The organism is Tunturiibacter empetritectus, assembly GCF_014201375.1.
Lineage (GTDB): Bacteria > Acidobacteriota > Terriglobia > Terriglobales > Acidobacteriaceae > Edaphobacter > Edaphobacter lichenicola_D.
The window spans coordinates 1136127-1159697 of record NZ_JACHDZ010000001.1; the positions used below are offsets into that span (position 1 = coordinate 1136127).

The 23571-nt window shown below is 57.2% G+C and carries 16 protein-coding genes and 2 tRNA genes; 7 read left to right on the top strand and 11 right to left on the bottom strand.

The features are described from left to right. Positions 1 to 103: 103 nt before the first annotated feature. Together HDF10_RS04950 and HDF10_RS04955 are read right to left on the bottom strand one after the other, a co-directional pair. Positions 104 to 178: transfer RNA gene (locus HDF10_RS04950), tRNA-Cys, on the bottom strand. Between the two features lie 67 nt (positions 179 to 245). Continuing rightward, positions 246 to 320, bottom strand: a tRNA-Gly gene (locus HDF10_RS04955). A 163-nt stretch (positions 321 to 483) separates the two neighbouring features. Here HDF10_RS04955 and HDF10_RS04960 point away from each other — a divergent pair. Then, on the top strand, positions 484 to 1938 hold the full coding sequence (locus tag HDF10_RS04960) for a PAS domain-containing sensor histidine kinase (protein WP_260177613.1): 1455 nt from the start codon (positions 484 to 486) through the stop codon (positions 1936 to 1938). Here HDF10_RS04960 and HDF10_RS04965 read toward each other — a convergent pair. From HDF10_RS04965 to smc, 6 genes are all read right to left on the bottom strand, one after another. Beyond that, positions 1913 to 3823, bottom strand: a complete 1911-nt coding sequence (locus HDF10_RS04965; protein ID WP_183810992.1) for a type II secretion system protein GspD — start codon at positions 3821 to 3823, stop codon at positions 1913 to 1915. The two genes, HDF10_RS04960 and HDF10_RS04965, sit on opposite strands and share 26 nt — an antisense overlap. 27 nt (positions 3824 to 3850) lie before the next feature. Beyond that, a complete protein-coding gene (locus HDF10_RS04970) occupies positions 3851 to 4129 on the bottom strand; it encodes a helix-turn-helix domain-containing protein (protein WP_179582483.1) in 279 nt (92 codons plus the stop codon). Between the two features lie 51 nt (positions 4130 to 4180). Continuing rightward, positions 4181 to 4717 (bottom strand): CvpA family protein, encoded by a 537-nt coding sequence (locus HDF10_RS04975; RefSeq protein ID WP_183810994.1) that lies wholly within the window; start codon positions 4715 to 4717, stop codon positions 4181 to 4183. Positions 4718 to 4722: 5 nt separating this feature from the next. Next, complete coding sequence (locus HDF10_RS04980) at positions 4723 to 5634, bottom strand: phosphoribosylaminoimidazolesuccinocarboxamide synthase (protein WP_183810996.1); 912 nt, start codon at positions 5632 to 5634, stop codon at positions 4723 to 4725. Between the two features lie 55 nt (positions 5635 to 5689). Beyond that, positions 5690 to 6322 carry a hypothetical protein gene (locus tag HDF10_RS04985; RefSeq protein ID WP_183810998.1) on the bottom strand — a complete coding sequence of 211 codons (633 nt, stop codon included), beginning with the start codon at positions 6320 to 6322 and terminating at the stop codon, positions 5690 to 5692. A 132-nt stretch (positions 6323 to 6454) separates the two neighbouring features. After that, positions 6455 to 10342, bottom strand: a complete 3888-nt coding sequence (gene smc, locus HDF10_RS04990; protein ID WP_183811000.1) for a chromosome segregation protein SMC — start codon at positions 10340 to 10342, stop codon at positions 6455 to 6457. 329 nt (positions 10343 to 10671) lie between these two features. Here smc and HDF10_RS04995 point away from each other — a divergent pair, with 329 nt between their 5' ends. After that, positions 10672 to 10866, top strand: coding sequence for a hypothetical protein (locus tag HDF10_RS04995; protein WP_183811002.1), 195 nt, complete (start codon positions 10672 to 10674; stop codon positions 10864 to 10866). A 354-nt stretch (positions 10867 to 11220) separates the two neighbouring features. Beyond that, positions 11221 to 12531: a hypothetical protein gene (locus tag HDF10_RS05000; RefSeq protein ID WP_183811004.1), complete on the top strand. Its 1311-nt coding sequence runs from the start codon at positions 11221 to 11223 to the stop codon at positions 12529 to 12531. A gap of 125 nt (positions 12532 to 12656) precedes the next feature. On the opposite strand, the gene HDF10_RS05005 is transcribed toward HDF10_RS05000, so the two are convergent. Continuing rightward, positions 12657 to 13790, bottom strand: coding sequence for a citrate synthase (locus HDF10_RS05005; protein ID WP_183811006.1), 1134 nt, complete (start codon positions 13788 to 13790; stop codon positions 12657 to 12659). Positions 13791 to 13907: 117 nt separating this feature from the next. Continuing rightward, positions 13908 to 14990, bottom strand: coding sequence for an NAD(P)/FAD-dependent oxidoreductase (locus HDF10_RS05010; protein ID WP_183811008.1), 1083 nt, complete (start codon positions 14988 to 14990; stop codon positions 13908 to 13910). 139 nt (positions 14991 to 15129) lie between these two features. Here HDF10_RS05010 and HDF10_RS05015 point away from each other — a divergent pair, with 139 nt between their 5' ends. The 3 genes from HDF10_RS05015 (at position 15130) to HDF10_RS05025 (ending at position 19113) form a co-directional block, all read left to right on the top strand. After that, the gene (locus HDF10_RS05015) at positions 15130 to 15957 is read left to right on the top strand and encodes a hypothetical protein (RefSeq protein ID WP_183811010.1); all 828 of its coding nucleotides are present in this window, start codon (positions 15130 to 15132) and stop codon (positions 15955 to 15957) included. A 596-nt stretch (positions 15958 to 16553) separates the two neighbouring features. Further along, positions 16554 to 17735, top strand: coding sequence for an acetyl-CoA C-acetyltransferase (locus tag HDF10_RS05020; RefSeq protein ID WP_183811012.1), 1182 nt, complete (start codon positions 16554 to 16556; stop codon positions 17733 to 17735). Between the two features lie 199 nt (positions 17736 to 17934). Next, positions 17935 to 19113, top strand: a complete 1179-nt coding sequence (locus HDF10_RS05025; RefSeq protein WP_260177687.1) for an OmpA family protein — start codon at positions 17935 to 17937, stop codon at positions 19111 to 19113. 123 nt (positions 19114 to 19236) lie between these two features. Here the strand turns inward: HDF10_RS05025 and HDF10_RS05030 are convergent, their stop codons facing one another. After that, positions 19237 to 20688: an L-serine ammonia-lyase gene (locus HDF10_RS05030; RefSeq protein ID WP_183811014.1), complete on the bottom strand. Its 1452-nt coding sequence runs from the start codon at positions 20686 to 20688 to the stop codon at positions 19237 to 19239. Positions 20689 to 21646: 958 nt separating this feature from the next. On the opposite strand from HDF10_RS05030, the gene HDF10_RS05035 reads away from it, so the two are divergent. Then, positions 21647 to 23239, top strand: coding sequence for a YifB family Mg chelatase-like AAA ATPase (locus HDF10_RS05035; RefSeq protein ID WP_183811016.1), 1593 nt, complete (start codon positions 21647 to 21649; stop codon positions 23237 to 23239). Positions 23240 to 23571 lie beyond the last annotated feature (332 nt).

Here is a 23571-nt window from a genome sequence, read left to right on the forward strand (position 1 = left end):
GCATGCGGCTGATTAATCAGGGCTTATGCTGCCTGGCCCGCCTTATTTGCGGCCGCGGGTCAAAGATGTTTCGTCAGTCTTACAGGTTTGTTGAGAAGATTTTTGGAGGCGCGGGTCGGGATCGAACCGACGCATAAAGGTTTTGCAGACCTCTCCCTTACCACTTGGGTACCGCGCCTCGGGTGGGCTATGTGATTCTGCCCTGCTGGATTGTAGGAGAAGTGTACCGCAGGCAGGATGTTATTTGGAGCGGGAGACCGGGGTCGAACCGGCGACATCTTCCTTGGCAAGGAAGCACTCTACCACTGAGCTACTCCCGCTCTACAGGTTCAAGTATAGCGGCCATGTTCAGTATGGTCAACGCGCTGTGGCGTGTTGTTGAAAGTCCGATTGTGTTTTCTGAGCGACATGGGAGGCAGAAATCTGCATCTCATTTGTTGACCGGCGCTGACTTAGCGAGGGCGCCAGTCCGACATGAGGTACATGACGCAGCCATTACTACAGAACGTGGGGCAGATGCAGCATTGGCAGGCGCTGCTTGATTCTGCCGGAGAGGGAATATGGGGTCTCGACCTTGAAGGGAATTGTACGTTCGTGAATCTTATGGCGGTGAATTCCTTCGGCTTCGCGAGCGAGGAGATGCTGGGCAACAATATGCACGAACTTGTTCATCATCACTATCCTGACGGGCGACATTTTCCCGGTTCCGAGTGCCCGATCTATGACGTGGTGCGGAAGAGTAAAACTCTGAGGCGGCTGACGGACACGATGTTCCGGAAGGATGGAAGCAGCTTCGTTGCGGAGCTTTCCGCGCAGCCGGTGATTGTTGAGGGATCCGTTGTTGGTGTCGTGGTGACTTTTCGGGAGGTAACCGAACTGCGGCAACAACAGGAAAACCTCCGTAAAGCCTATGAGATGGCGGAACAGAAGACGGCTGAGCTGGATGCCGTTATCGAAAGCATGCCGCATGGGGTTTATATAGCGACTTCCAATGCAAAGCTCCGCTCCAACCACGTTGCCAAGATGATGAGTGGCGGAATGTTTCCGCCAGAGTTGAAGACGCTGGAGACGGCGCTGGCTGGGCAATGGTCCACAGAGACGGTAAGCACGTCGAATCGGTGGATTCGCAGTGTGGCAGCGCCAATTTTTCTGAACGGAAAGATACTTGGCGGCGTAGCCGTGAATACTGATGTTACGCAGGCGCGGCTGCAGGACGAGGCGCTGAGGAAGTCAGAGAAGCTGGCAGCAGTGGGGCAATTGGCTTCGTCCATTGCCCATGAGATCAATAATCCACTCGAGTCGATTACGAACCTGTTGTATCTGATTAGACAGTCGGAGTCGATGGAAGATACGCAGCACTATGCGGCTCTGGCTCAAGGGGAGCTGGCACGGGTTACTGAGATCACGTTGCAGACCTTGCGGTTCAACCGACAGCACAGCAAGCCGACCGAGGTGGATATGGCGGAGCTGTTGCGTACGGTGATGGCTCTGTATACGGGGCGGACTCTGGTTCGGAACATTGAGATTGACTTGAAGTTGGTGGCGACTCCACGGGTAAGGGTGCTCGAAGGAGAGATTCGCCAGGTGATCAATAATCTGGTCAGGAACGCGCTTGACGCGATGAGTAGAGGAGGGCGGCTAACGATAAGGTTGCATCCGCAACGGGGTGGTCTAAGTGGCGCTCGTGGGGTTCGTTTGACGGTCGCGGATATAGGAGAGGGGATTCGGCCGGAGATGCAGGAGCATCTTTTTGAGGCGTTCCAGACGACGAAGGAGCTTACCGGAACAGGACTTGGGCTCTGGGTGAGTAAGGGGATCGTCGAGAAGCACGGCGGCCGAATCCGAGCAAGAACGCGACGCGGCGAGAGGCATGGCACTGTGTTTTCGGTTTGGTTGCCGGTGGAGGGCAGTCCTAACCTGGTGGCTCCGGTAAATTGATTGCGATTCTAGGACCTACGGTGAGGTTGGATCGGCGGCGGGTGATGTGGGGCGTGAGGAGAAGGAGGAGTTCGCCGGAGCTAGTGTCTGTCAGACGATCTGCGGTAAGGGTTTGAAAACCGGGTAGCTCACTCAATACAGGATACCCGTTGATACTGGCCGCTTCGCTTCTGGTGAGGCTGCTGACCATGAGCGCAGTGTCTCCGTCGTCGAGGGTTACGTCGGAGGCGAATTGCTGGCTATTAAGGATTGGGATGTTATCCACTGTGCCGCCGCTTAGTGCCTCGATCTTTAGATCGATGTGCATTTTGATTGCGCCGGACTTTTGCACGGTTGGTGTTGCCTTAAGAGTCAGGCCGAGATCTTCATATTGAATCTGGGGAATGGTCGCTGCTGTACCGGCTGCGGAGTTGAGCAGGCTGGAAACCGGGACGCCGTTGATGGTCGCGTTGGAGGGTACGGAGGAGTTGCTGATTCCAGAGGAGTAGGTTGCGGTGGTGATGGGGTAGCGTTGTCCAACCCTGAAGGTGGCGGACTGACGGTCGCCGACCCGGATCTGAATATCGTTGAGGGCACGGGTGTCGCTTGCGGTAAGCGAGAGATTGAAGGCGGCGAACTGATTGGTGGTGACGCCGGTCTGGGTGAGGCCTCCGCCAAAAAAGCCGACGGTGTTGGAGAGCAAAGTGCTTTGGACGAGACCTGAGGCGATGAGCGCGAGAGCAATGGTGATGTTGCTCGACCCGGCCGGAATGAGGCCCTGGGCGATGGCCTGGTTGACGAGGCTTTGATTGGCGCTGACGATACTTTGCGCCGCTGAAGCTACGCTGTAGATGCCGACCTGTTGCGGAAGCTGTGCGCCGATGGTGCGTTGATTGGTCTTGTCGACGGAGTAGAGTTGAAGGTCGATCATGACCTCACTGCCTCCATCGATGAGATCGGCGAGGGTGAGGTTGATATAAGTCAGGGTCTCCTGGGGGGCACGGAGGACGAGGGTGCCGGAGGCCTTCCCGACGGTAACTTCTTTGACGTCGAAGATATTTTTTACAAGGGTGCCGAGGTTGTCCATCTCTTCGTTGGTCATGCCGGGGATGTAGATCGTCTCCTGCAACTGACGCTCGAGACGCTGGCGATTCTCCAGGGTGTCTTTAGCTATGAAGACGCTTTTGGCGTCAAGAGGTATGGCGAATAGATGGGTGATGTTCAGGAGAACGGGGACCGCCTGCTGGTAAGACGAGTCGTCTAGATCGAAGCGCAGATCTTGTCTCTGGACCGATTCATCAAATACTGGACGGATGCCATAACCTGACACGACCTGGCGGATAGCGTCTTGCACATCGGAGTGAAGGTGGAAGCTCTTCTGACCGGGATTCGGCTCAAGGGTGACAGGACCGGCGATAACAGGTCCTTCGCGGATCCAGGGTTCGATCTCCGGGTGGAACGCCTTCGGGAGTTCGCCGTTGTCGACCTGGGAGCCTACGATCCTATTCTCGGGATCGAGGAGACGAGCTTCGGCCAGAAGTGTTTCGACCTTTTCATGCTGTCCGAGGAGGCGCGCTTTCCCAGCCTGCTGTATCAGATCGGAGACGTGGCGCTGGTGGGTGAGGCTTAGCGCCAGGGCGTAGTCATGGTTGGAGGAGTTGAGAGTGGTTGCTTCACGGAACTTCAACTCTGCGCCCGTTAGATCGTTATGATCCAATAGTCGCGCACCAGAGAGGTAGGCGTCTTCGGCGGCCCGGACGTTTCGTTTGGAGACAGACTCGGAGGCGCTGGCGTTTGGGCCCGGATTGGACTGGGCCAGGGTGGTAAGGGAGACTGTACCGATAATGGCGAGCGCGACGGTGTATTTTGCAAATGCGGACGCGCGAGCTTGGAGGGTGGGTCTCATCGACTGCTGATTAGACGGACGCGGAAGTTATCGGGCGCTGGCAATATTTTGAATGTGCGGGCGCTCGCTTCTGGGGGGGCGACGCATGCCGTTGCGGATCTGCGCGGTGTCCATGTCGAGCTCAGCGAGGGTACGGCTCAGGGTGTTGCGGTGCATACCGAGCTCGTCGGCGGCCTTGCACTGGTTTCCCTTGTGGTGCGCCAATACTTCGAGGATGTAGCGCTTCTTGAACTGACGTACGGCCTCCGAGTAGGGGATGCCGGCGCTGTGCATCTGAGTGATCAAGCCGTCCATTTCGCGCTTCAAGGTTATTCCTCGCTGGCGGCTCCTTAGTGGAACCGCACTCTCATTGTGCCTCTACCGTAGCGGTTTGATCCAATCGGGCGCATTGTGCTTGAGTTGGGCGGCGCCATCCAGAATCCGTTGCTGAAGGTCGTGAGGTACAACGAAGGATACCGCATGCGCCCCCGCAAGGAAATAGGAAGATAACTGCGAATTTTTAATCCAGGTGGAATTGGGGGAGAAGGCGGCGATCGCCATTAGAATGGCCACTCCGAACAGGCAACCACGGGCGAAACCGAAGACTGCGCCGAGGACCCGGTCGAAGAAGCCGAGCCCGATGGCATGGGCGGTGCGGTTGAGGGCTCTGCCGAGCAACGCGCTGAGCACCATGACTCCTATGACGAGAAGGAGAAAGGAGACCATCTCCGCGATGGATGGTGTGGCGATGAGACGCTGAAGATACATCGCCAGACGATTGTAGTTCCAGCTGGCGATAAGGATTCCCGCGATCAGGCCGCCCAGGGAGAAGAGTTCCCGGATAATGCCTCGCAAGAGGGCCATGATGGTGGAGTAGGCCAGGATTGCTATCAGGAACCAGTCGAAGAGGTTCATGCGGCTTACAGGTTTGTACGGCCAGTGAGCAGGCGATAGGCTTCAAGATACTTCTCGCTGGTACGGAGGACCACCTCACGGGGCAGCGCGGGCGCGGGCGTCTGCTTGTTCCAGTGGATCGATTCGAGATAGTCGCGGACGTATTGTTTGTCGAAAGAAGGTTGCGGCCCGCCAGGGTTGTAGGAGTTTGCTGGCCAGTAGCGGGAGGAGTCGGGAGTCAGTACCTCGTCGGCAAGAACGATCTGCTCATTTCCCGATTCGTCGGTGACGAGACCAAATTCAAACTTGGTGTCAGCGAGGATCAGCCCTTTGCTGGCTGCATGTTCGGTTGCTCTTTCATAGATTTTGAGCGTAAGTGAGCGCAAGGCATCGGCATAGGTAGCGCCTATCGTCTTCTCTACCACTTCGTAGGAGATGTTTTCGTCGTGGCCGCCGGAGTGAATCTTTGCAGCCGGGGTAAAGATTGGCTCAGGCAAGCGGTCCGACTCTCGAAGACCGGCTGGTAGTTTAATGCCGCAGATGGAACCGGTTTGTTGATAGTCCTTCCAGCCGGATCCGGAGAGATAGCCGCGGACGACGCACTCGACGGGGAACATCTTCGCTCGCTTGACGAGCATGCTGCGACCCTCGAGTTGGTCGAGGAACGGCTGGAGTTCGGAGGGGAATTGTGCAGCGTCGGCGGTGATCAGGTGGTTTGGGACGATGGGCTTGAGGAGATCAAACCAGAAGAGGGACAGCCGTGTGAGAATCCTTCCCTTAAATGGAATGCCGCTGCCGAGAACATGATCGAAGGCGGAGATGCGGTCACTGGCCACGAAGAGAAGCTGGTCGGCGGAGAGGGCGTAGATGTCACGAACCTTTCCGCGGGCTGTGAGGGGGAGCGATCCGAGATCGGTTTGAATCAAAGCTTTTGCCATGGGTTTGACGGTGCCTTTGTGTTTTGCAAATCGGACTGGAATAGACAGTAAAAGCCTAGAGCAGCGGGAGTAACTTGTCGACCGATCCTGGGGCCTGCGCCGGCCAATAGGGGCAACGACCGAGGACGGTTCGTGTGTCAGGGAAGGGGATAGCGAAGGCAGCGGTTGAGTTGCATTCACGATCACTGAAAGGGATTGTCCGGGTTTTACGGCGGAGAAACGGCGCGAAGGAAGGGCGATAAGAGACGATAACGTCAGCGCCTTTATTGCCGCTGCCGGGATCGCCCCATGGTTTGACCTCGTAGAACAGGTTGTTGCCGATGGGCACCGTCTTGTAAGACGTGGGGTCGAAGAGGTCGCCGAGCGGGAGGAGGATACTCGCTCCAAAGACCGGGATTAATAGGACTGTTGCACTAAGGTATGTCAGCCATCTTGGAGAGAGTCGGGTAAAGAGAAGAATTAGAAGTTCGTAGGCTGCGACGGCCAACCAATTAATGAGGGCGTTCAACTTGTCGGAGGTCGTTCCCCATCTGGAAGCAGCGAAGAACGCATGAAGGAAGAGCAGAATGATGGAAATTGTTAAGATGGTGAACCTGAGACGAGGTGGGATACGTTCCCAAAAGATCCTCACTAGAAGCATCGCCCCTGACAACAAAATAAGAACAGCAGTTGTGAGCGGTATGTTCATGCCGTCTTTAGATTAGCTGCTTTCGCGGAGGAGTGTAGAAGGGCTTATGGTTGCTACTCAGGCAAGAGCTTAACGGTGTGAAAAAAGCTGGAGCGAGTGGTGAATCGCTCCAGCTGCGCAAAGGCTAGGGTATTACGCTACGGCGCGACGGTTATCAGGGGATTCGCGGCGATTGAGGTTGACGCTGACGATCTTCGAAACGCCGGGCTCCTGCATGGTGACTCCGTAGATGACGTCCGCCTGGGACATTGTGCGCTTGCTGTGGGTGATGACGACGAATTGTGTGGTCGCGCTCATTTCGTGAATTAGCTTTGCGAAGCGGCCAACGTTGGTTTCGTCGAGCGGAGCGTCAACTTCGTCGAGGATGCAGAAGGGGGCGGGTTGGAACTGGAAGATTCCGACGAGCAGGGAGAGCGCGGTAAGAGCTTTTTCCCCTCCGGAGAGCAGAAGGATGTTCTGCAGCTTTTTGCCTGGGGGCGAGGCGACGATATCGATGCCGCTTTCGTTAGAGTTTTCGGCATCGGTGAGCTTCATGAACGCCTGGCCGCCACCGAAGAGCTTGGTGAAGGTGACGGAGAAGTTGTCGTTGATGACCTTGAAGGCCTCGTCGAATTTGAGGCGGGAGACGTCGTCGATCTCTTTGATCGAGGCCTGAGTATTTTCGATGGAGTCGAGCAGATCCTTGCGCTGGGTCTCGAGGAAGCTGTGCCGGGTGACAGTTTCGTTGTACTCGTCGAGAGCCATCATGTTGACCGGACCCATGGCTTCGAGCTTTTGCTTGAGGGTGCGTGACTCCTCTTCTTGTACGTGGAGGTCGTCCCCTTCAATACGGGCGATGGTGTGGTCTTCGCGGAGGGTGATGGCTTCAGCGCCAAGGTCGTTGAGGCAGGTAGCGTCGATGTGCTCGATGTCTGAGGCGAGCTTTGCGGCGCGGGCGGTAAGAGCAGCGCGCTGTTCTCGTAGTGCCTCGGTTTCATGGCGCAGTGTACGGAGACGGGCATCGAGTTCGGTCATGGAAGCACGAAGCGCGTGGGCTTCTTCGGTAAGGCGTGCGCCCTTGGCTACGGCGTTGGCGCGTACCTCTGAGAGCTCTGCTTGCTGGACGGTGAGGGCGGCTGTTTCTTCTTCGCGGCGGAGTTTTTCCGCTCCGGCCGAGGCGAGCTGCTGATCGAGTTGCTGGATTCGCTGGTTCTGGCCGTTGTGGAGGCGGGTAGTCTGCTCGAAGTTCGCGGCGGCGTTGCGGCGGCGTTCTTCCAGGCCGGCAAGTGCGGCGGAGGCTGCTGCTGCGCCCTGCTGAAGCTCTTCGCGGCGGCCGCGCAGTTCTTCGAGCTGTTCCTGAAGAGAGGTGAGGCTCGCCTCAAACGTGCTGCGTTCGTCTTCGAAGGCGGTTGCCTCCTGCTGGCGGCGTGAGATCAAGTCTGCTTTCTGGTTGCGCGCCTCGCGATTGCGTTCGCTGGTCAAAGCCCAGTCCTGCAGGCGACGTTCGATGCGGGCAACCTCCGACTCCATCTGGCGCAGGGCCGCTCCGGAGTTGGCTGACTCACGCTCGGCGTCGCGACGCTCGTGGGTCTTGCCTTCGATGGCGGACTGGAGGGCGGCGATCTGATGCTGCAGCTCGATGGTGTTGCGGTCGGTCTGAATTAGTTCCTGTTCTGTCTTTTCGAGCTTTTGCTGGATCTCGGCGAGTTCGCGTTTGAGGGCCAGTGGACCCTGTGTGCGGAAGCGTCCGCTGGTGACTGTGACGTTGTGGAAGGTCTCGCCGGTGGGAGAGAGGAAGAATGCCTGAGGGTTCGAGAGGGCGAGGGAGCGTGCGGTATAGGAGTCTGGGGCAACGAAACCCTCGCGGAGCTTGGGCAGAATGACTTCGAGGGATTTGCCGAAGCCATCCAGAACGCGGACGCACTCTTTGAGAGGGATGACGCCTTCGATTCCGTCGATGTTGGTTTGAGCGAGACTGGGCATTCCCTCGGCAAACGCGAAGTTGGCCTGGGAGTCATTGGGATGTACGAGGAAGGTGGCGCGCCCGGTGACGTCGGTCTGGAGGAGATGCATGCCAGCGTTGGCGGCGTCCCAGGATTTGACGACGACATAGTTGAGCTCGTCGCGGAGGAATTCATCGACGACATTTTCATACTTGCCGTCGACTTCCAGGAAGTCGGCGAGAGTGCCCACCGCAGCCATGCCATCGGCATTCTGTTTGTAAGCGTCAGTCTTGAAGAGACTTCGAACGGTGTCGGTGGAGTAGCTGTGCTCGCGGATAAGCGCTTCGAGGGACGTGTGGCGTCCGGCAAGGGTTGCTGCTTCGCCTCGCAGCTGGTCGCCGCGGCGCTTGGACTGAGACTCCTCATTGCGGCTGGCCTCTACCTGGAGACGAAGTTCTGCGATCTCGGCTTCGAGACGCTTGAGGCGCTCGGTCACCGACTCGAAGGACATCTTGACCTGGCCACGCTGCAGGCCGAGAGTTTCAAGTTCCTGTCTGGCTATCTCGGACTCGGAGAGGAGGCGCTCCGCTTCGCGGTCGAGGCCAGCGAGAGCTGCGGCTGCCTGAGCTTCTTCGTTGCGGGTCTGGGCGATGCGCTGAACCAGCTGCATGGTGGAGCGGCGGTTTTGTTCGGCCTGCTGCTCTGCTGAAGCGACGGCACGTGATGCTTCCTGCGCCTGCGCTTGATGGCTTTGTGCGGCTTCACGGGAGCTCGTCGACTCGGCTGTTGCGTTGTTGAGGAAGCTCCGATGTTCTTCAAGCTCGGCGGTAAGGCTTGCAAGCTGTTCTCGAGCCTGGGCGAGATCGTCGGAGCCTGTCGCAAGCCGATTGGTGAGTTCCGTGATGCGATCGGCGTTCGAGGCGGAGCGGGCAGAGATGCGCTCGAGTTCGACGGCAGACTGGTTCGCCTGTGCTCCGGCTTCGCGGATCTGCTGATCGAGACTGTAGCCTGAGTTGACGCCCTCGGTATGCTCGGCGTCCATCGCTTCAACGGTTGCAGCCTGAGTGTCTATCTGGGTTGCAAGAGCAGTGATCTTTTCCGTGGTAGTGGCCTGCTCGCTATCCAACTGCGACATGCGACTGGCGAGTACGACGCGGAGGCGGGTGCGGAGTTCGTCGCGGAGCGCCCCGTAACGCTCGGCCTTGGCAGCCTGGCGCTTGAGGGTTGTCATCTGCCGGGTGACTTCGTCGAAGATGTCATTGACACGGGAAAGATTCTGGCGCGCGGATTCCAGGCGCAGTTCGGCGAGGCGTTTCTTGGTCTTGAAACGGGTGATGCCTGCGGCTTCTTCGATGATGGAGCGACGGTCGTGCGGTTTGGCGGAGAGGAGTTGGCCGATGCGCTCCTGGCCGATGATGGCGTAGGACTCGCCGCCGAGGCCTGTGCCCATAAAGATGTCCTGAATGTCTCGCAGGCGGCAGATCTTGCCGTTGAGCAGATATTCGCTGTCGCCGGAGCGGAAGAGGCGCCGGGTGATGGTGAGTTCGCCGGCACGGATGGGGGCGCGGCCGAACTTTCGGCGACGAATCTTCAGGACGACGTTGTTCGGGTTAGCGAGATCTGCTGCAGCGTCAGCTTCGGCAGGGGGAGGAACCACGTGAGGACCTTTGGCCTCTCCTTCAATGACGGTGCCGGGTTGAGCTTCGGCGACGGCCTCCTCGGTCTCTTCTGCGCGTTGCTGTCGGAGGGTGGTCTCGTCCCAGTCGGTAGGGAGGCTCTCGTCGATGACGATTTCGGGGTCGTCCTGAAGGCTGGCTCCGTCGTAGACCTCGGGATCGACGAGGGTGAGTGAGACCTCAGCCATACCTGTGGGCTTGCGGTCGCGGGTACCGGCGAAGATGACGTCCTCCATCTTGATACCGCGGAGGCTCTTGGCAGACTGTTCGCCCAAGACCCAGGTGATGGCGTCAGAGATGTTGGATTTGCCGCATCCGTTGGGGCCGACAATGGCTGCGATTCCTTCGCCGGAGAGCTGAACCTCGGTGCGATCACAGAAGGATTTGAAGCCGAGTATCTGGACTTTTTTGAGCTTGAGCAAGTGCACCTCTGCGGGGCGGACGGCAAGTTATCTGGAACTCGCCCCTGTCGATAGGACTACTTCAACTGTAGCTGCGGTTGGGTGCAGAATCAACGGGTACAACACCACCTGTTGTGGATAAGAAGGGCGAAACACCATAAATAGGTGGCATGAGCAAGACGAGTGCCCGTCACCGGCATAATAACCTCTCTGTCCCTAGATTGAGATGTTGATGGAATGGTAATCGAGCCATTTGCACGAGATTTTAATGCGGCATAGATGCAGGCGAAAGGGATCAACGCGTAGGTTCGCGAGAGTATCAAAGCGGATGGTTCTCACAAAGGAGATTTATGGCACACGAGGCGCACAAGAAAGCAGCGGAACATCACGAGCACGCAGCAAAGGCACACCACGCCGCAGCCGAGCACCATACAAACGGCGATCATGAGGCCGCCCATGAGCACGCGGTGAAGGCGCATGAGCACTCCACTCAAGCGCAAGCTCATTCGACCGAAGCTCACCAGAAGTCTGTGGCCCATCAGTAACTTACTGTGGTAGAGAAGGACGCCCTGACCGACGAGGGTTGGTCAGGCGTCCCTTTTTCCTGATGCAGGTTGTCTGCAATCAATTCATTGAGTGTGGTTGTTCGTGTATAACACTTTAATTGCAGCTAAAGGTTGTGCAGGCTTGCGTTTTGAGCAACTGCGTTTCTATAATCCGCATCATCATCCCGAGATGCCAAGAACACTTCAACCGCCTGGCCGAAGGGTTAGGCATGGCGAGGACAACGACTGAGCACTATGATCGGTCTCTGCTTCGTCTTATATCCAAGTGCCCCCGGAAGCATCGGTGACATATTTTTTGAAAGAAAGATTTAAAGATTTATTGAGGAGTGTGGAATGAAGAAGGTAGTCGTTGCGTCTCTCCTGGCGGTCGCTAGCATGGCAAGTGTTGCGGGACCCCTTTTAGCACAAACCCAGGTAAGTCTTGGTTCCAACGCGCAGGCAGCGAGCGGCGGCGTACAGTTATCGCCAGCCGAGTACAAAGCCTACAACGATGCGATCAGCCAGACCACGCCCCAGACCAAAGCGCCCGCGATCGAAGCTTATCTGACGGCATATCCGCAGTCCCCGGTGAAGGCCTCTGTGCTGGAGCAGCTGATGTTGTCGTATGCTGCGTTCGATCCGGCCAAGACGCTGGATGCAGCGGATCGGCTGTTGCAGGTGGACCCCAACAATCTGCGCGCCCTTACCTTCGAGGTCTACTTCCGGAAACAACAGGGTGATCAGGCGACCGACCCAGCCGCGAAGCAGGCGGCACTGGACAAGGCTGCTGAGTTTGGGCAGAAGGGGCTGGCAGTTACGACCAAACCGGCAGATATGAGCGATGCAGACTTCGCCAAGGTCAAAGATGCCGCGACGCCGGTTTTCTATGGCGCGATTGGTGCGGCTGCTTTGAATAAGAAAGATACCGCTACCGCGATCACGAACTACAAGGCTGAACTGGCCAGTGTCCCGGTTGCCCAGACCCAAACCCCCGGTGTGCTCTTGCAGGACACCTTTATTCTGGGGCAAGCCTACTATCAGTCAACTCCCCCGGACTATGTGAACTGCACCTGGTACACGTCGCGCGCCGCAGCCTTTGCTCCAGAGCCATACAAGAGCCAGATGATGCCTCTGGCGAAGTTCTGCTACAAGAAATACCACGGTGCCGACGATGGCTACGATGCAGTGACGGCTGCGGTGCAGACGAACCTAAATCCACCGGCTGACTTCAAAATTAAGCCAGCTCCATCGCCTGCCGATATCGTCGCAGGGGTTATCTCGAGTACTCCGGATCTTTCCACACTCGCGATCAGTGACAAGGAGTTCATTCTGGCGAATGGCAAGCCTGAGGATGCTGCAAAAGTATGGGACACAATGAAGGGTAAGTCAGTCCAATTTCCGGATTCGACTGTGATCGCTGTCTCCGATACTGCTCTGCAAGTTGCGGTCTCTGACGATGCAGTGCAATCCAAGACGGCGGACTTTACCTTCCAGCTGGCCGCTCCGTTGAAGACGCCACCTGCGGTGGGAGCGAAAGTTACCGTGAGCGGCACTTACGCCTCATTTACGCCCAGCCCAATTTTGATTACGATGAGCGATGGGGCGGTGGTCGAGCCGAAGAAGACTCCGACCAAGGCGCCTGTGCATCATCCAGCTCATCACTAAACTACTGGAAACTACAACAAAAAAGGCAGCCTTGCGGGCTGCCTTTTTTGTTGTGGAAGAGAGTCCAGGGAACTTCGAGCGCACGGTGGCTACGCGAGGGCTTCCGATTAGAGGAAGGTGTATGGTTAGCGCTTTTCGATGGGAATGTAGGTCGCTGGGTAGGCCGGTCCGGTGTAGTCGGCGCGTGGGCGTATGAGGCGGTTGTCGTCGTGCTGTTCTATGACGTGGGCGGCCCAGCCGGAGATACGGCTGATGGCGAAGATGGGAGTGAAGAGATCGATGTCGATACCGAGGGTGGTGTAGGTAGAAGCAGAGTAGAAATCGACGTTGGCGTTGAGTTTCTTTTCCTGCTTTACGAAGAGCTCGATCTTGCGGGACAAGTCGAACCACTTGGTGTTGCCTGCGGCTTTGCCCAACTCTTCGGACATGCGGCGGAGATGGGTTGCTCGGGGATCTTCGGTGTGGTAGACGCGATGGCCGAAGCCTGAGATCTTCTTCTTTTCGGCGAACATCTGCTTGACGTACTCGACGGGATCGGCCCCAGCCTTGTCGATGGCGTAGAGGAGCCTCATTGTGGCCTCGTTGGCTCCTCCGTGGAGGGGGCCTTTGAGGGCGCCGATGGCACCCGTAATGGCGGAGTGGATGTCTGCGAGGGTAGCCGCTATGACACGCGCAGCGAAGGTGCTGGCGTTGAGCTCGTGGTCGGCATGAAGGATAAGAGCGATGTCGAAGGCACGGGTGGCGGTGTCGGAGGGCTTTTCACCGTTGAGCATCCAAAGAAAGTTGGCGGCGTGGGAGAGAGACTTGTCGGCTTCGACGAGGGGCTTGCCCTTGCGGATGCGGTCGAAGAGAGCGACGATCATCGGGATCTGTGCCGTGAGGCGAAAGGATTTGCGGACGTTCGCGTCATGGGTGCAGTCAGCTTCGTCTGCGTCGTAGATGCTGAGAAGAGAGACGGCGGTGCGGAGGACTTGCATGGGTGTGGCGTTGGCTGGGACGCTGCGAAGGAAGTCGACGATCTTCGAATTGAGTTCTCGTGCAACGGAAAGATGGCGGGTAAACTCTGCGAGTTCGGCGGCAGAGGGAAGCTTGCCAAACCAGAGAAGGTAGGTGGTCTCCTCAAAGCTGGAGAACTGAGCGAGTTCGTGAATATCAATGCCGCGATAGGAGAGAACGCCGGCGTCTCCGTCGATCCAGCAGATAGCAGACGTGGTGGCGACAATGCCTTCCAGGCCTTTCGGTGCGACAGCGGTAGACATAAGGCGCTTCTCCAGGGGCGAATTTGATGCGGGCCCAAACTAAGTACATCTGGTTATAGCGCAGCGATGAAACGGTTGTCACGACCGATTGGGCGAATATCGGTAATGCTGTGCGAACTAAGGTGATGGGAGCAAGGAGAGGGCTCGCACTGGAGAGAAGGGTGAGATGTCTACGGATGGGGTTTCGCCAACGATGAATTCTGCCATAACACGTGCGGTGGCTGGCGCGAGGAGAATCCCGTTCCGATAGTGGCCGGTGGCAATGAAGTGATTCGGCTGACCTGGGAGAACTCCGAGAAGGGGAAGGCCGTCGGAAGTTGCGGGGCGCAGGCCAGACCAGGCTTCGAGTTGGTGGGCCTTGGAGATGGCGGGAAGGAGAGCGGCGGCGAGGGATCGGAGACGATCGATGTCGGCCGGATGGACGGCCTTGTCGAAGCCGATATCTTCGACGGTCGCTCCGATGATGGCGCGCCCGGTGGCGGGGCCGGCTGTGCGAGGGACGATATAAATGTCGGGGGTGCGGAGGACGAAGTGCAGTGGGAGCGATGGGGGCAACGAGACGGAAAACATCTGGCCCTTCTTTGGAGCCACCGAAATATTTGGCAGGAGCGAGGTAGCGGCCGCCCAGGCCCCTGTACAGTTGACGAACTGGGCAGCATGAATTGTGCCCTTGGGAGTGGTGATCTCAACTGCGTTGTCGATGGAGCGGGTAGAAAAGACGCGAGTGTGCGGTTGGAGGTCGATGGTGGTAGCGCGAACGGCGGCTAGAAGCGCTGAGGCGAGTTGACGAGGGTCGAGGCTGTGCTCGTCTAGAAGAAGGAATCGATGGTTGCTGGGAGTGAGAGCAGGTAGGAGATGAGCGAGATCTTCGCGGGTGAGTTCGCTATCTGCAATGGCGATGTCGGGCGGAACGGACTGCAAGGTAGTGTGGGTTTGAAAGGGGACGCGGAGGCCAGAGAGAGTGTGGATGCGGTCGAGGAAGTCGGGGTAGAGCGAGAGGCTGAGGGCGGAAAGAGACAGGAGCTGGGGCGGATTGTCAGGATCGTGGGCGGCCAGCATACCAGCGGCTGCAGTGGATGATTCAGCGAGCGGAGCGCCCTGGTCAAACACCGTGACACGGTAACCGCGGTCGTGGAGTTCAAGGGCAAGGGCTAGGCCGATGATTCCGGCTCCAGCGATGCATAGGTCGGGGTGGTGCATGGAATTAGTTTAGTTGGCTTTGAGGAGAGGTTATAGTTTGGGTGTGTCTGTTTTTAGGCGGATGAGTAGCTTGTGAGCTATGGGTCCGCGATGCGTCAAAGGAAATGAAGCTTAGGGAAGAGAAGCTTAGGAGAGAGTGATGAGCGAAGAGTACGTGGAGCAGAGGTCGATCTCGGGAGCACTGCTTGGAGTGGTGGCGGTCGCGTTGCTGGCGGCGCTTGGTGGACTAGTGTGGTGCTACGGTCTGCAGAATCATCTTGCTGCGGCGGAACAGAAGATCGTGGCAGCGGACCAGAAGAACGTTGAACTGACGGAAAAGCTGGAGGCGACCAACGCACGGCTCCGAGCGACGAGCGAAACGCTGGGGCAGAGCGTTGGTGTTGCACAGAAACAGATTGAGCAGCGGACTCAGAGCATCATCGCGCAACAGAAGTTTGCGACGGCGAAGCTAGAGGAGGAGGCTGCGAAAAACTCCAAGCAGATTGGCGCGGTGTCGACCGATGTTGCGAGCGTGAAGACGGATGTGGGCGGCGTTAAGACCGACGTTGCCACGACGAAGTCTGATCTGGAGGCGACCAAGACGCAGTTGAATCGCGTCGTCGGCGATGCGGGGGTGATGAGCGGGTTGATCGCGACCAATCACGACGAGCTGGAGGTACTGAAACACAAGGGGGATCGGAACTACCTGGAGTTCACCCTGCAGAAGGGCGCGAAGCCCACGCTGTTGTCGACGATCAAGCTGCAATTGAAGAAGGCGGACGAGAAGCATTCGCGCTACACGTTGAATGTGAGCTCGGACGACCGCACGATCGAGAAGAAGGATAAAGGGCTGGATGAGCCGGTGCAGTTTTATAACGGCAAGGATCCGGTGCTGTATGAGCTGGTGGTGAATGTGATTGAGAAGAACAAGGTGTCTGGCTATCTGTCGACGCCGAAGAACGCTGCGAAGGCGACTGCAACCCAATAATGACGGGCTCTTTCAGATGCGGAAAGGGGGACGCTTATCGCGTCCCCCTTTCTGTTTGCCTTGGTTGGATTACTTTTTGGTTGCCTTTTTTGCTGCCTTCTTCGCTGGTGCTTTTTTTGCGGCTTTCTTAGTTGCCATGTGCCTATTCTCCCTAGTGATTAGACATTGACTCTACTACTAGCTGCATTGCAGCTAACGAAGGTATAGATTTACGAAATTTCACTGTCAAGCAAAAAATGAAGGAGAGGCAAATTCTTTTTTGCATGGGGAGTTCGAAAGGATGTGAGTTCTGTGCCGGACATTCGTTCCAGAGCCGCGTGGAGCGATGGCGGCTCGCGAATCTTGAGAGATTAGGCGTTGGGTTGAGTACGACCTTTGTGTGATCGGAGTGACGAAGAGAAATGCAAAAGTTGTCATGCAATTCGAAGTTCTTTGAATCTTTGTTAGAGGCAGACGGATTCGAGGACATGCACATGGCAATGACAAAAAGGCATCGTGTTGTGAACGAAGCTTTGTCTTTCGCTGCGGGACGCGGGGATTACCGGTTGGTGCGAAGTCCAGCCAGAGGAGTAAAGTTTCATCGAGGTATTCGATTGATGAAGGATGTTGTGATTGTTGCTGCGGTGCGGACGCCAGTGGGGAAGTTTCAAGGGGCGTTTGCGGAGATGACGGCGGTAGAGCTTGGTGCGATCGCGGTCCGCGAGGCGGTGAAGCGTGCTGGGATTGACGCAGCGAGCGTGGATGAGTGTTTGATGGGATGCGTGCTTCCTGCGGGGCTGGGACAGAACCCGGCTCGACAGGCGGCGTTACAGGGCGGGCTGCCGGATACGGTTTCGGCGATGACGATCAATATGGTGTGCGGGTCGGGTTTGAAGGCCGTGGCGCTGGCGGCGCAGGCGGTGATGGCTGGCGATGCCGAAGTTGTGGTGGCTGGGGGGATGGAGTCGATGTCCAACGCACCTTATCTGCTGCCGCAGGGACGGAAGGGATTCCGAATGGGCGACGCAGTCGTGGTGGATTCGATGGTGAAAGATGGCCTATGGTGCGCCTGTGAGGACTATCACATGGGCATTACGGGGGAGAACGTCGCAGAAAAGCATTCGATTACGCGCGAAGAGCAGGATGCTTATGCGCTCGCTTCGCACCGCAAAGCGAGTGCTGCCTGGAAGGAGGGGCGGTTCGACGCGGAGGTGGTGTCGGTGACCGTGCCAGGGAAGAAGGGTGCGGTCACCGTGGTGTCGCGGGATGAGAGTGTACGGGAGGACGCTTCGGCCGAGGCGCTTGCTGCCTTGAAGCCGGCCTTCAGGAAGGATGGGACTGTGACCGCGGGAAACGCACCAGGTGTGAATGATGCGGCTGCGGCGGTGGTGGTGATGTCGGCGAAGCGGGCCCAGGAACTGGGTTTGAAGCCGATGGTGACGATCAAGGCGCAGGCTACGAGCGGAGTTGCTCCGAAGTGGGTGATGCTCGCTCCGGTAACTGGAGTCCGGAGAGTATTAGAGAGAGCTGGGTGGGAGCGGGATGAAGTGGATTTGTTCGAGTTGAATGAAGCGTTCAGCGTTCAAGCCCTGGGAGTGATGAGGGAGTTAGGGCTGGATGCCGGGAAAGTGAATGTGAATGGCGGGGCGGTGGCGATTGGACATCCTATAGGAGCGAGCGGTGCGCGAGTTCTGGTGACGCTGATCTACGAGATGATGCGAAGGGACGCGAAGAAAGGGGTAGCGGCACTCTGTCTGGGCGGAGGAAATTCCGTGGCGCTGGCAATAGGACGAGGATAGAGTTTCATTACCAATAATTTCATTAGGAGGACAACTGTAGTTCGTGAAACAAACATCTTACGCGCCTATCTATAGGTCTCTAGATGGGTGTGTATGTAAAACCCCGGGCCCTGCAATTTGATTCCTGATTTTGACTCAAAAGTACCTAACTTTGGTCTAAAAAGGAGAGTTTATGGCGGGTTCTATCGTGGAAAGCCTCATGGGACTGTTGGGTCCTCAGGTTCTTGGTCCAGTGGCTTCGCAGCTTGGAGAGTCTACTGACACTGTCCAACGTGGTCTCCAGACTGGGTCTGCCGCTATGCTCGCGGGTCTTGTCGCTAAGATCGGCCAACCTGGATTTTTGGGACAGATATTTAGCCTTATTACAAACCCCGCGAACGGTCCAAGCGCTCTTTCAGGCCTGACGTCGAATCTGGGATCGTTGGCCTCGGGCGCTACGTCCTCTCCGGTTGCGAATCTTGGCAGCCAGTTTCTATCAAGCATCTTTGGCTCCAATATGTCGTCAGTGACCGATTCGATCGGTCGGTCGGTAGGTGTTTCGAGCGGCAAGGCAGGATCACTCCTGGCTATGGCTGCTCCTCTGGTACTTGGAGTTTTAGGGCAGCATGTTCGTCAAAATAATTTGAGTGCCGCCGACCTTGGTTCGACATTGAAGGCCGAGGCTCCAAGCTTCCAGCGGTTCCTGCCTGCAGGACTCGGTAGCCTGATGGGCGGCGCTTCGAATCTCGCTTCGAATGTGACAGCAGCAGTCCCGAAGGTTGCTACTGGCAATCGTTGGTTGTGGCCCGCTGTTCTGCTGGCTGCGTTGTTGCTTTGTCTGTTTTGGTTCTTCAATCGAACCAAGGCACCAGTCAGTGACGCGGTGCAACCTGCTTCGACTGCGGCTGCCGATGCGGGCTCCTCGGCTGCTTCAGCTCTTGGGGATTTTTTCAAGACGAAGTTGCCGGATGGGGTCGAATTGAATATTCCCCGATTCGGTATTGAGAGCAAACTGATCAGTTTCCTGGGAGACTCTTCTAAACCGGTAGATACAACAACTTGGTTTAATTTTGACCGCCTGCTGTTCGACACCGGTAAAGCTACTCTGCAGCCATCTTCACAGGAGCAGCTCGGCAATATTGCTGCGATTCTAAAAGCCTATCCCAACGTTCATGTGAAGCTTGGTGGCTATACCGACAACACTGGAAACGCGGCAGCGAATGTCGCTCTCTCCGATGCGCGTGCTAAGAATGTGATGGATGCTTTGGTGGCAGCAGGGGTCGCTCCGTCGCGGCTTGAGTCCAAAGGCTATGGGGATGAGCATCCAGTTGGCGACAATGCCACTGAAGAGGGACGGGCCCAGAATCGCCGTATCTCGCTGCTGGTGACGCATAAGTAGCAATCCGTTGGAGAGATTGTGTAAGGGGCCGATGCAAAGTTTGTATCGGCTTTCTTATTTTTGGAGAACGAAGGCAGTTATGTTTGAAGGCGCCAGCTTGTCAAAGATAGTCGAGCGACGTCACTAGCACTCGATGATGTTGAGGGCGAGGCCGGCAAGCGAGGTTTCTTTGTATCGGGATTGCATGTCGAGGCCGGTCTGATACATGGTGGCGATGACCTGATCGAGTGAAAGTTTGTGGTCGCCGGTTTCGTGCATGGCCATGCGGCAGGCGTTGATGGCTTTGACTGCACCCATGCCGTTGCGCTCGATGCAGGGAATCTGGACAAGGCCGCCAATGGGATCGCAGGTCATACCGAGGTTGTGCTCCATTGCGATTTCTGCTGCGTGTTCTACTTGCGCGTTCGTACCATTGAGCGCAGCGACCAGTCCGCCTGCGGCCATGCTGCAAGCTACGCCGACCTCTCCCTGACAGCCTACTTCGGCGCCTGAGATGCTGGCGTTTTCCTTGTACAAAATACCGATGGCAGCAGCGGTAAGAAAGTAGCGGAGGATGCCCTCTTCCTTTTCTGCTTCGGTTCCTTCGATGAAGCGCATGTAGTAGTTGCCGATGGCAGGGATGACGCCCGCGGCTCCGTTGGTGGGGGCGGTGACGACACGGCCTCCGGCGGCGTTCTCTTCGTTGACCGCCATGGCGTAGACGGTGACCCAGTCGATGGGGGCCAGAGGGTCTTTGGACCCGATCGTGTTGAGGCGTTCTGCGAGGCGATGGGCGCGTCGGCGAACGTTGAGTCCTCCGGGGAGGATGCCTTCGGTGGCGATACCACGCTCGGTGCACTGCTCCATGGTTTGCCAGAGGGCGAGGATGCTGGCGCGGATCTTGTTCTCGGGGGATTGCGTCGCGGTCGAGGCGGTGGATCGAGGGCGGTTGATGATGATGTTGGGATCGTTGAGCAGGGCGACCTCGTTCGCCAGGACGAGATCGGAGATGGTGAGGTTGTGTCGCTTCGCGGTGGCGAGGAGGTCTTCGGCGCTGCGAAAGGGGTAGGGAACTGTGCGCGTATCGGTTGCGGATACTGCGGTGCGCTCGGCCTCGGAGACGATGAAGCCGCCGCCGATAGAGTAGAAGACCTCTTCTACCAACTTTGCGCCTGCGCGGTCGAAGGCGGTGAAGCGCATCCCGTTGGGGTGCGAGTGGACGGCGGGGTCGGGGTACATCTGGTTGCGGCGGAAGTTGAGGTTCTCGGATTCGGGGAAGGGGATTGTCTTTTTGCCGTTGAGTGCGAGTGAGCCAGTGGAGCGGATTGCGGCGATCTTGGCTTCGACGGTGGCTGGGTCGACGGTGTCGGGCGCTTCGCCGAGGAGGCCGAGGAGGATGGCGCGGTCGGTTCCGTGGCCGATGCCGGTGAGGGCGAGCGATCCGTAGAGGTCGACGTTGACCCTTGCGGTTGGTTCAAGGAGATTTTTTTCCGTGAGTTCGCGGGTGAAGCGGAGGGCTGCGCGCATGGGGCCTACGGTGTGGGAGCTTGAGGGGCCGATGCCGATTTTGAAGAGTTCGAAGAGGCTGGTGTTCACGAGGTTATTGTAGGGGGCTGCGGGTGGCTTTGGCTGGAGGTGCAGGCGTGGGGGATTTTAGCTGCGGTTCCCGGGAGCTCCAGGGCGAGGTGGCCGAAGGTGGCTATGCATGATTTTGTTGCCATCTTCGTCCCCTCTGGTCCTTCTGCCTTGGGGTACCCCCCTCCTATTACCCGCGCGTAAACATCCTATTTTCAATTGTTTACGGGCGGTCTTGGTCCGTAAAAATATGCAAACAAAGAAGTTACCTGCAGAACATTGTAAACAAACGAGTTAGCGTGTGATGCAGTCTGGAACCTTTTGTTTTCTCTCCCTTATTTAAGAGTATAGCCAAGCGGACCTAACTAAAGTGCCAAGTGGATTTCCTTGTGATTCAGTGGTTTAGATGGGTTTTGGGCTTGACATGCGATTCTTGGGCTGGATTTGAAGGGATATTTTGGGTTGGCTCGCCAAAGGCAGCGATCACGGCAGCATGCGCTCGGCCAATGGTCTTAGTGGTATTCTCTTCCACCTGTTGGTTGCGGGATCGGTGGCATCCTCGCGAGCTTGTCGCCGAAGGAAAGCGGGATTGACCGATCACGTTTGGTCGATTGCGGAGATGGTTGGGCTCTACTCTTCCAATAGCCTTCGCTTTTGCCTTGCGCCTCGCCTCACACCCTGAGAGCATGGCTGGAATGGATAAGCAGCCAGAGGCGATTGGCTCGAGACCTCCTTGGGGTAAGGTAGCTGGGATAGCGCTATTGATTATTGCTGGTGTTTATGCCAGTCAACACCCACACTCGTTTATGTACTATTTAGTCAAATTCATTATTGCTCCCATCCCCTAAAATCAAACTGATCCACTACCCTGATTTCCCACTGTTTCGTTGAAGGCGATTCGCTTGCCGAGCCGGTGAGTGATGTGGCGGGTGCTATACTCGGCAAAATCTCCTCGCCCCAAGGGTTCATCGGCTTATTCATGCTTTTCAAGGCTCGCAGTGCTGCAGTGTATGGGATTGACGCCCACATCATCGATGTAGAAGTCGATTTTTCCAACATCAAGTTAGACCAGGAACAGTTTCACACGGTGGGATTGCCGGATGCGGCGGTGCGGGAGAGTCGTGACCGGGTGCGTTCTGCGATCAAGAACTCCGGCTTCGAGATTCCTCCTACGCGGATCACGATCAACCTGGCTCCCGCAGACCTTAAGAAAGAAGGTTCGGGGTTCGATCTGCCGATTGCGATCGGGATACTGGGAGCCTATGGCTCACTGCATATCAAGGATCTGAGCGACTATCTGCTGGTGGGGGAGTTGGGGTTGGATGGCAGCCTGCGGGCGGTGCAGGGGATGCTGCCGATTGCGGTGGCGGCGCGCGCAAAAGGGATTCCGAACCTCATTATTCCGGCGAGTAATGCGCGGGAGGCGGCGGTCGTTGAAGGGGTCAATGTTTATCCGGTGAAGTCGCTGCTGGAGGTGCGGGAGCTGTTGAACTCGGCGGTGACGGGTGGCATCAAGGCGACTCCGCTGAAGGTGGAGACGACCGATCTTCTGAACGAGATGCAGCACTTTCCCTTCGACTTCAAAGACGTGCGCGGACAGCAGGTGGCGAAGCGTGCGCTTGAGGTGGCGGCTGCGGGTGGACATAACATTTTGATGATTGGGCCGCCGGGCTCGGGCAAGACGATGCTCGCCAAGCGACTGCCGTCCATTCTGGCTCCGCTCAGATTCGAAGAGGCGCTAGAGACGACGAAGATTCACTCGGTGGCGGGGGTTTTGGACTCTGAGCAGGGGTTGGTGGCGCATCGACCGTTCCGTTCGCCGCACCATACGATCTCGGACGCCGGGTTGATTGGCGGCGGGATGATGCCGCGGCCGGGCGAGGTGTCGCTGGCCCACAACGGGCTGCTGTTTCTGGACGAGCTGCCGGAGTTTCCGCGAAACGTGTTGGAGGTGCTGCGGCAGCCGTTGGAGGATGGCCATGTAACGATCGCCCGTGCGGCGATGAGTTTGAGCTTTCCTGCGCGGTTCATGCTTGCTGCAGCGATGAATCCTTGCCCCTGTGGATATTTCAACGACAAGTCCCGGGAGTGCATGTGTACGCCGCCGATGATCCAGCGGTATGTTTCGAAGGTCTCCGGGCCCTTGCTGGACCGGATTGATATTCATATCGAGGTACCCGCGGTGCAATATAAGGAGTTGCGCGGTGGTGCGGCGGCGGAGGGGTCGGAGCAGATTCGGGCTCGGGTGCTGGCGGCGAGGGAGCGGCAGCATGAGCGATTTGGAGCGGCTGCGGCGCGGACGAAGGGAACGTCGAAGGGGGCATCGCGGCAGATTTTTGCCAACTCCCAGATGAATACGCAGCAGATACGTTCCTTCTGTGAGTTGTCGTCCGATGCAGAACGACTGCTCGAACGAGCAATGCAGCAACAAGGGCTAAGTGCCCGGGCACATGACCGTATCTTGAAGGTAGCAAGGACGATAGCAGATCTGGGGGGCGAGCAGGATATAGCAGTTAAGCACATCGCCGAGGCTATTCAATACCGCACTTTAGACCGAAGCTATTGGGCGTAAACCGGGTAGGATGCGCAGATGTATCCCGTTTCTGGAATTTCCTTATTCCGGGGTTCCCGAAAAAAGTATTGACCTAGGGCGCCGAACAGTTTACTTTCCTTGAAGTCGCAGTTGCTCAGGGCCGGCAGGATTTTTGAAAGACGGGCCGGGTACTCTGCGATGATTTATGACTTGCCAGATGTCTGGCGAGCCTCCTGTTTCACACCTGGGCGCGGCGAGCGCTGAATCCTACGGAAGAGACAGATTCGGCAAGGAACGCTATTTAGCAAGCCGGGCAATCTGTTCGGCCAGCAAACGCGATATGTCAGATATCATGAATGGTTGAGATTTCT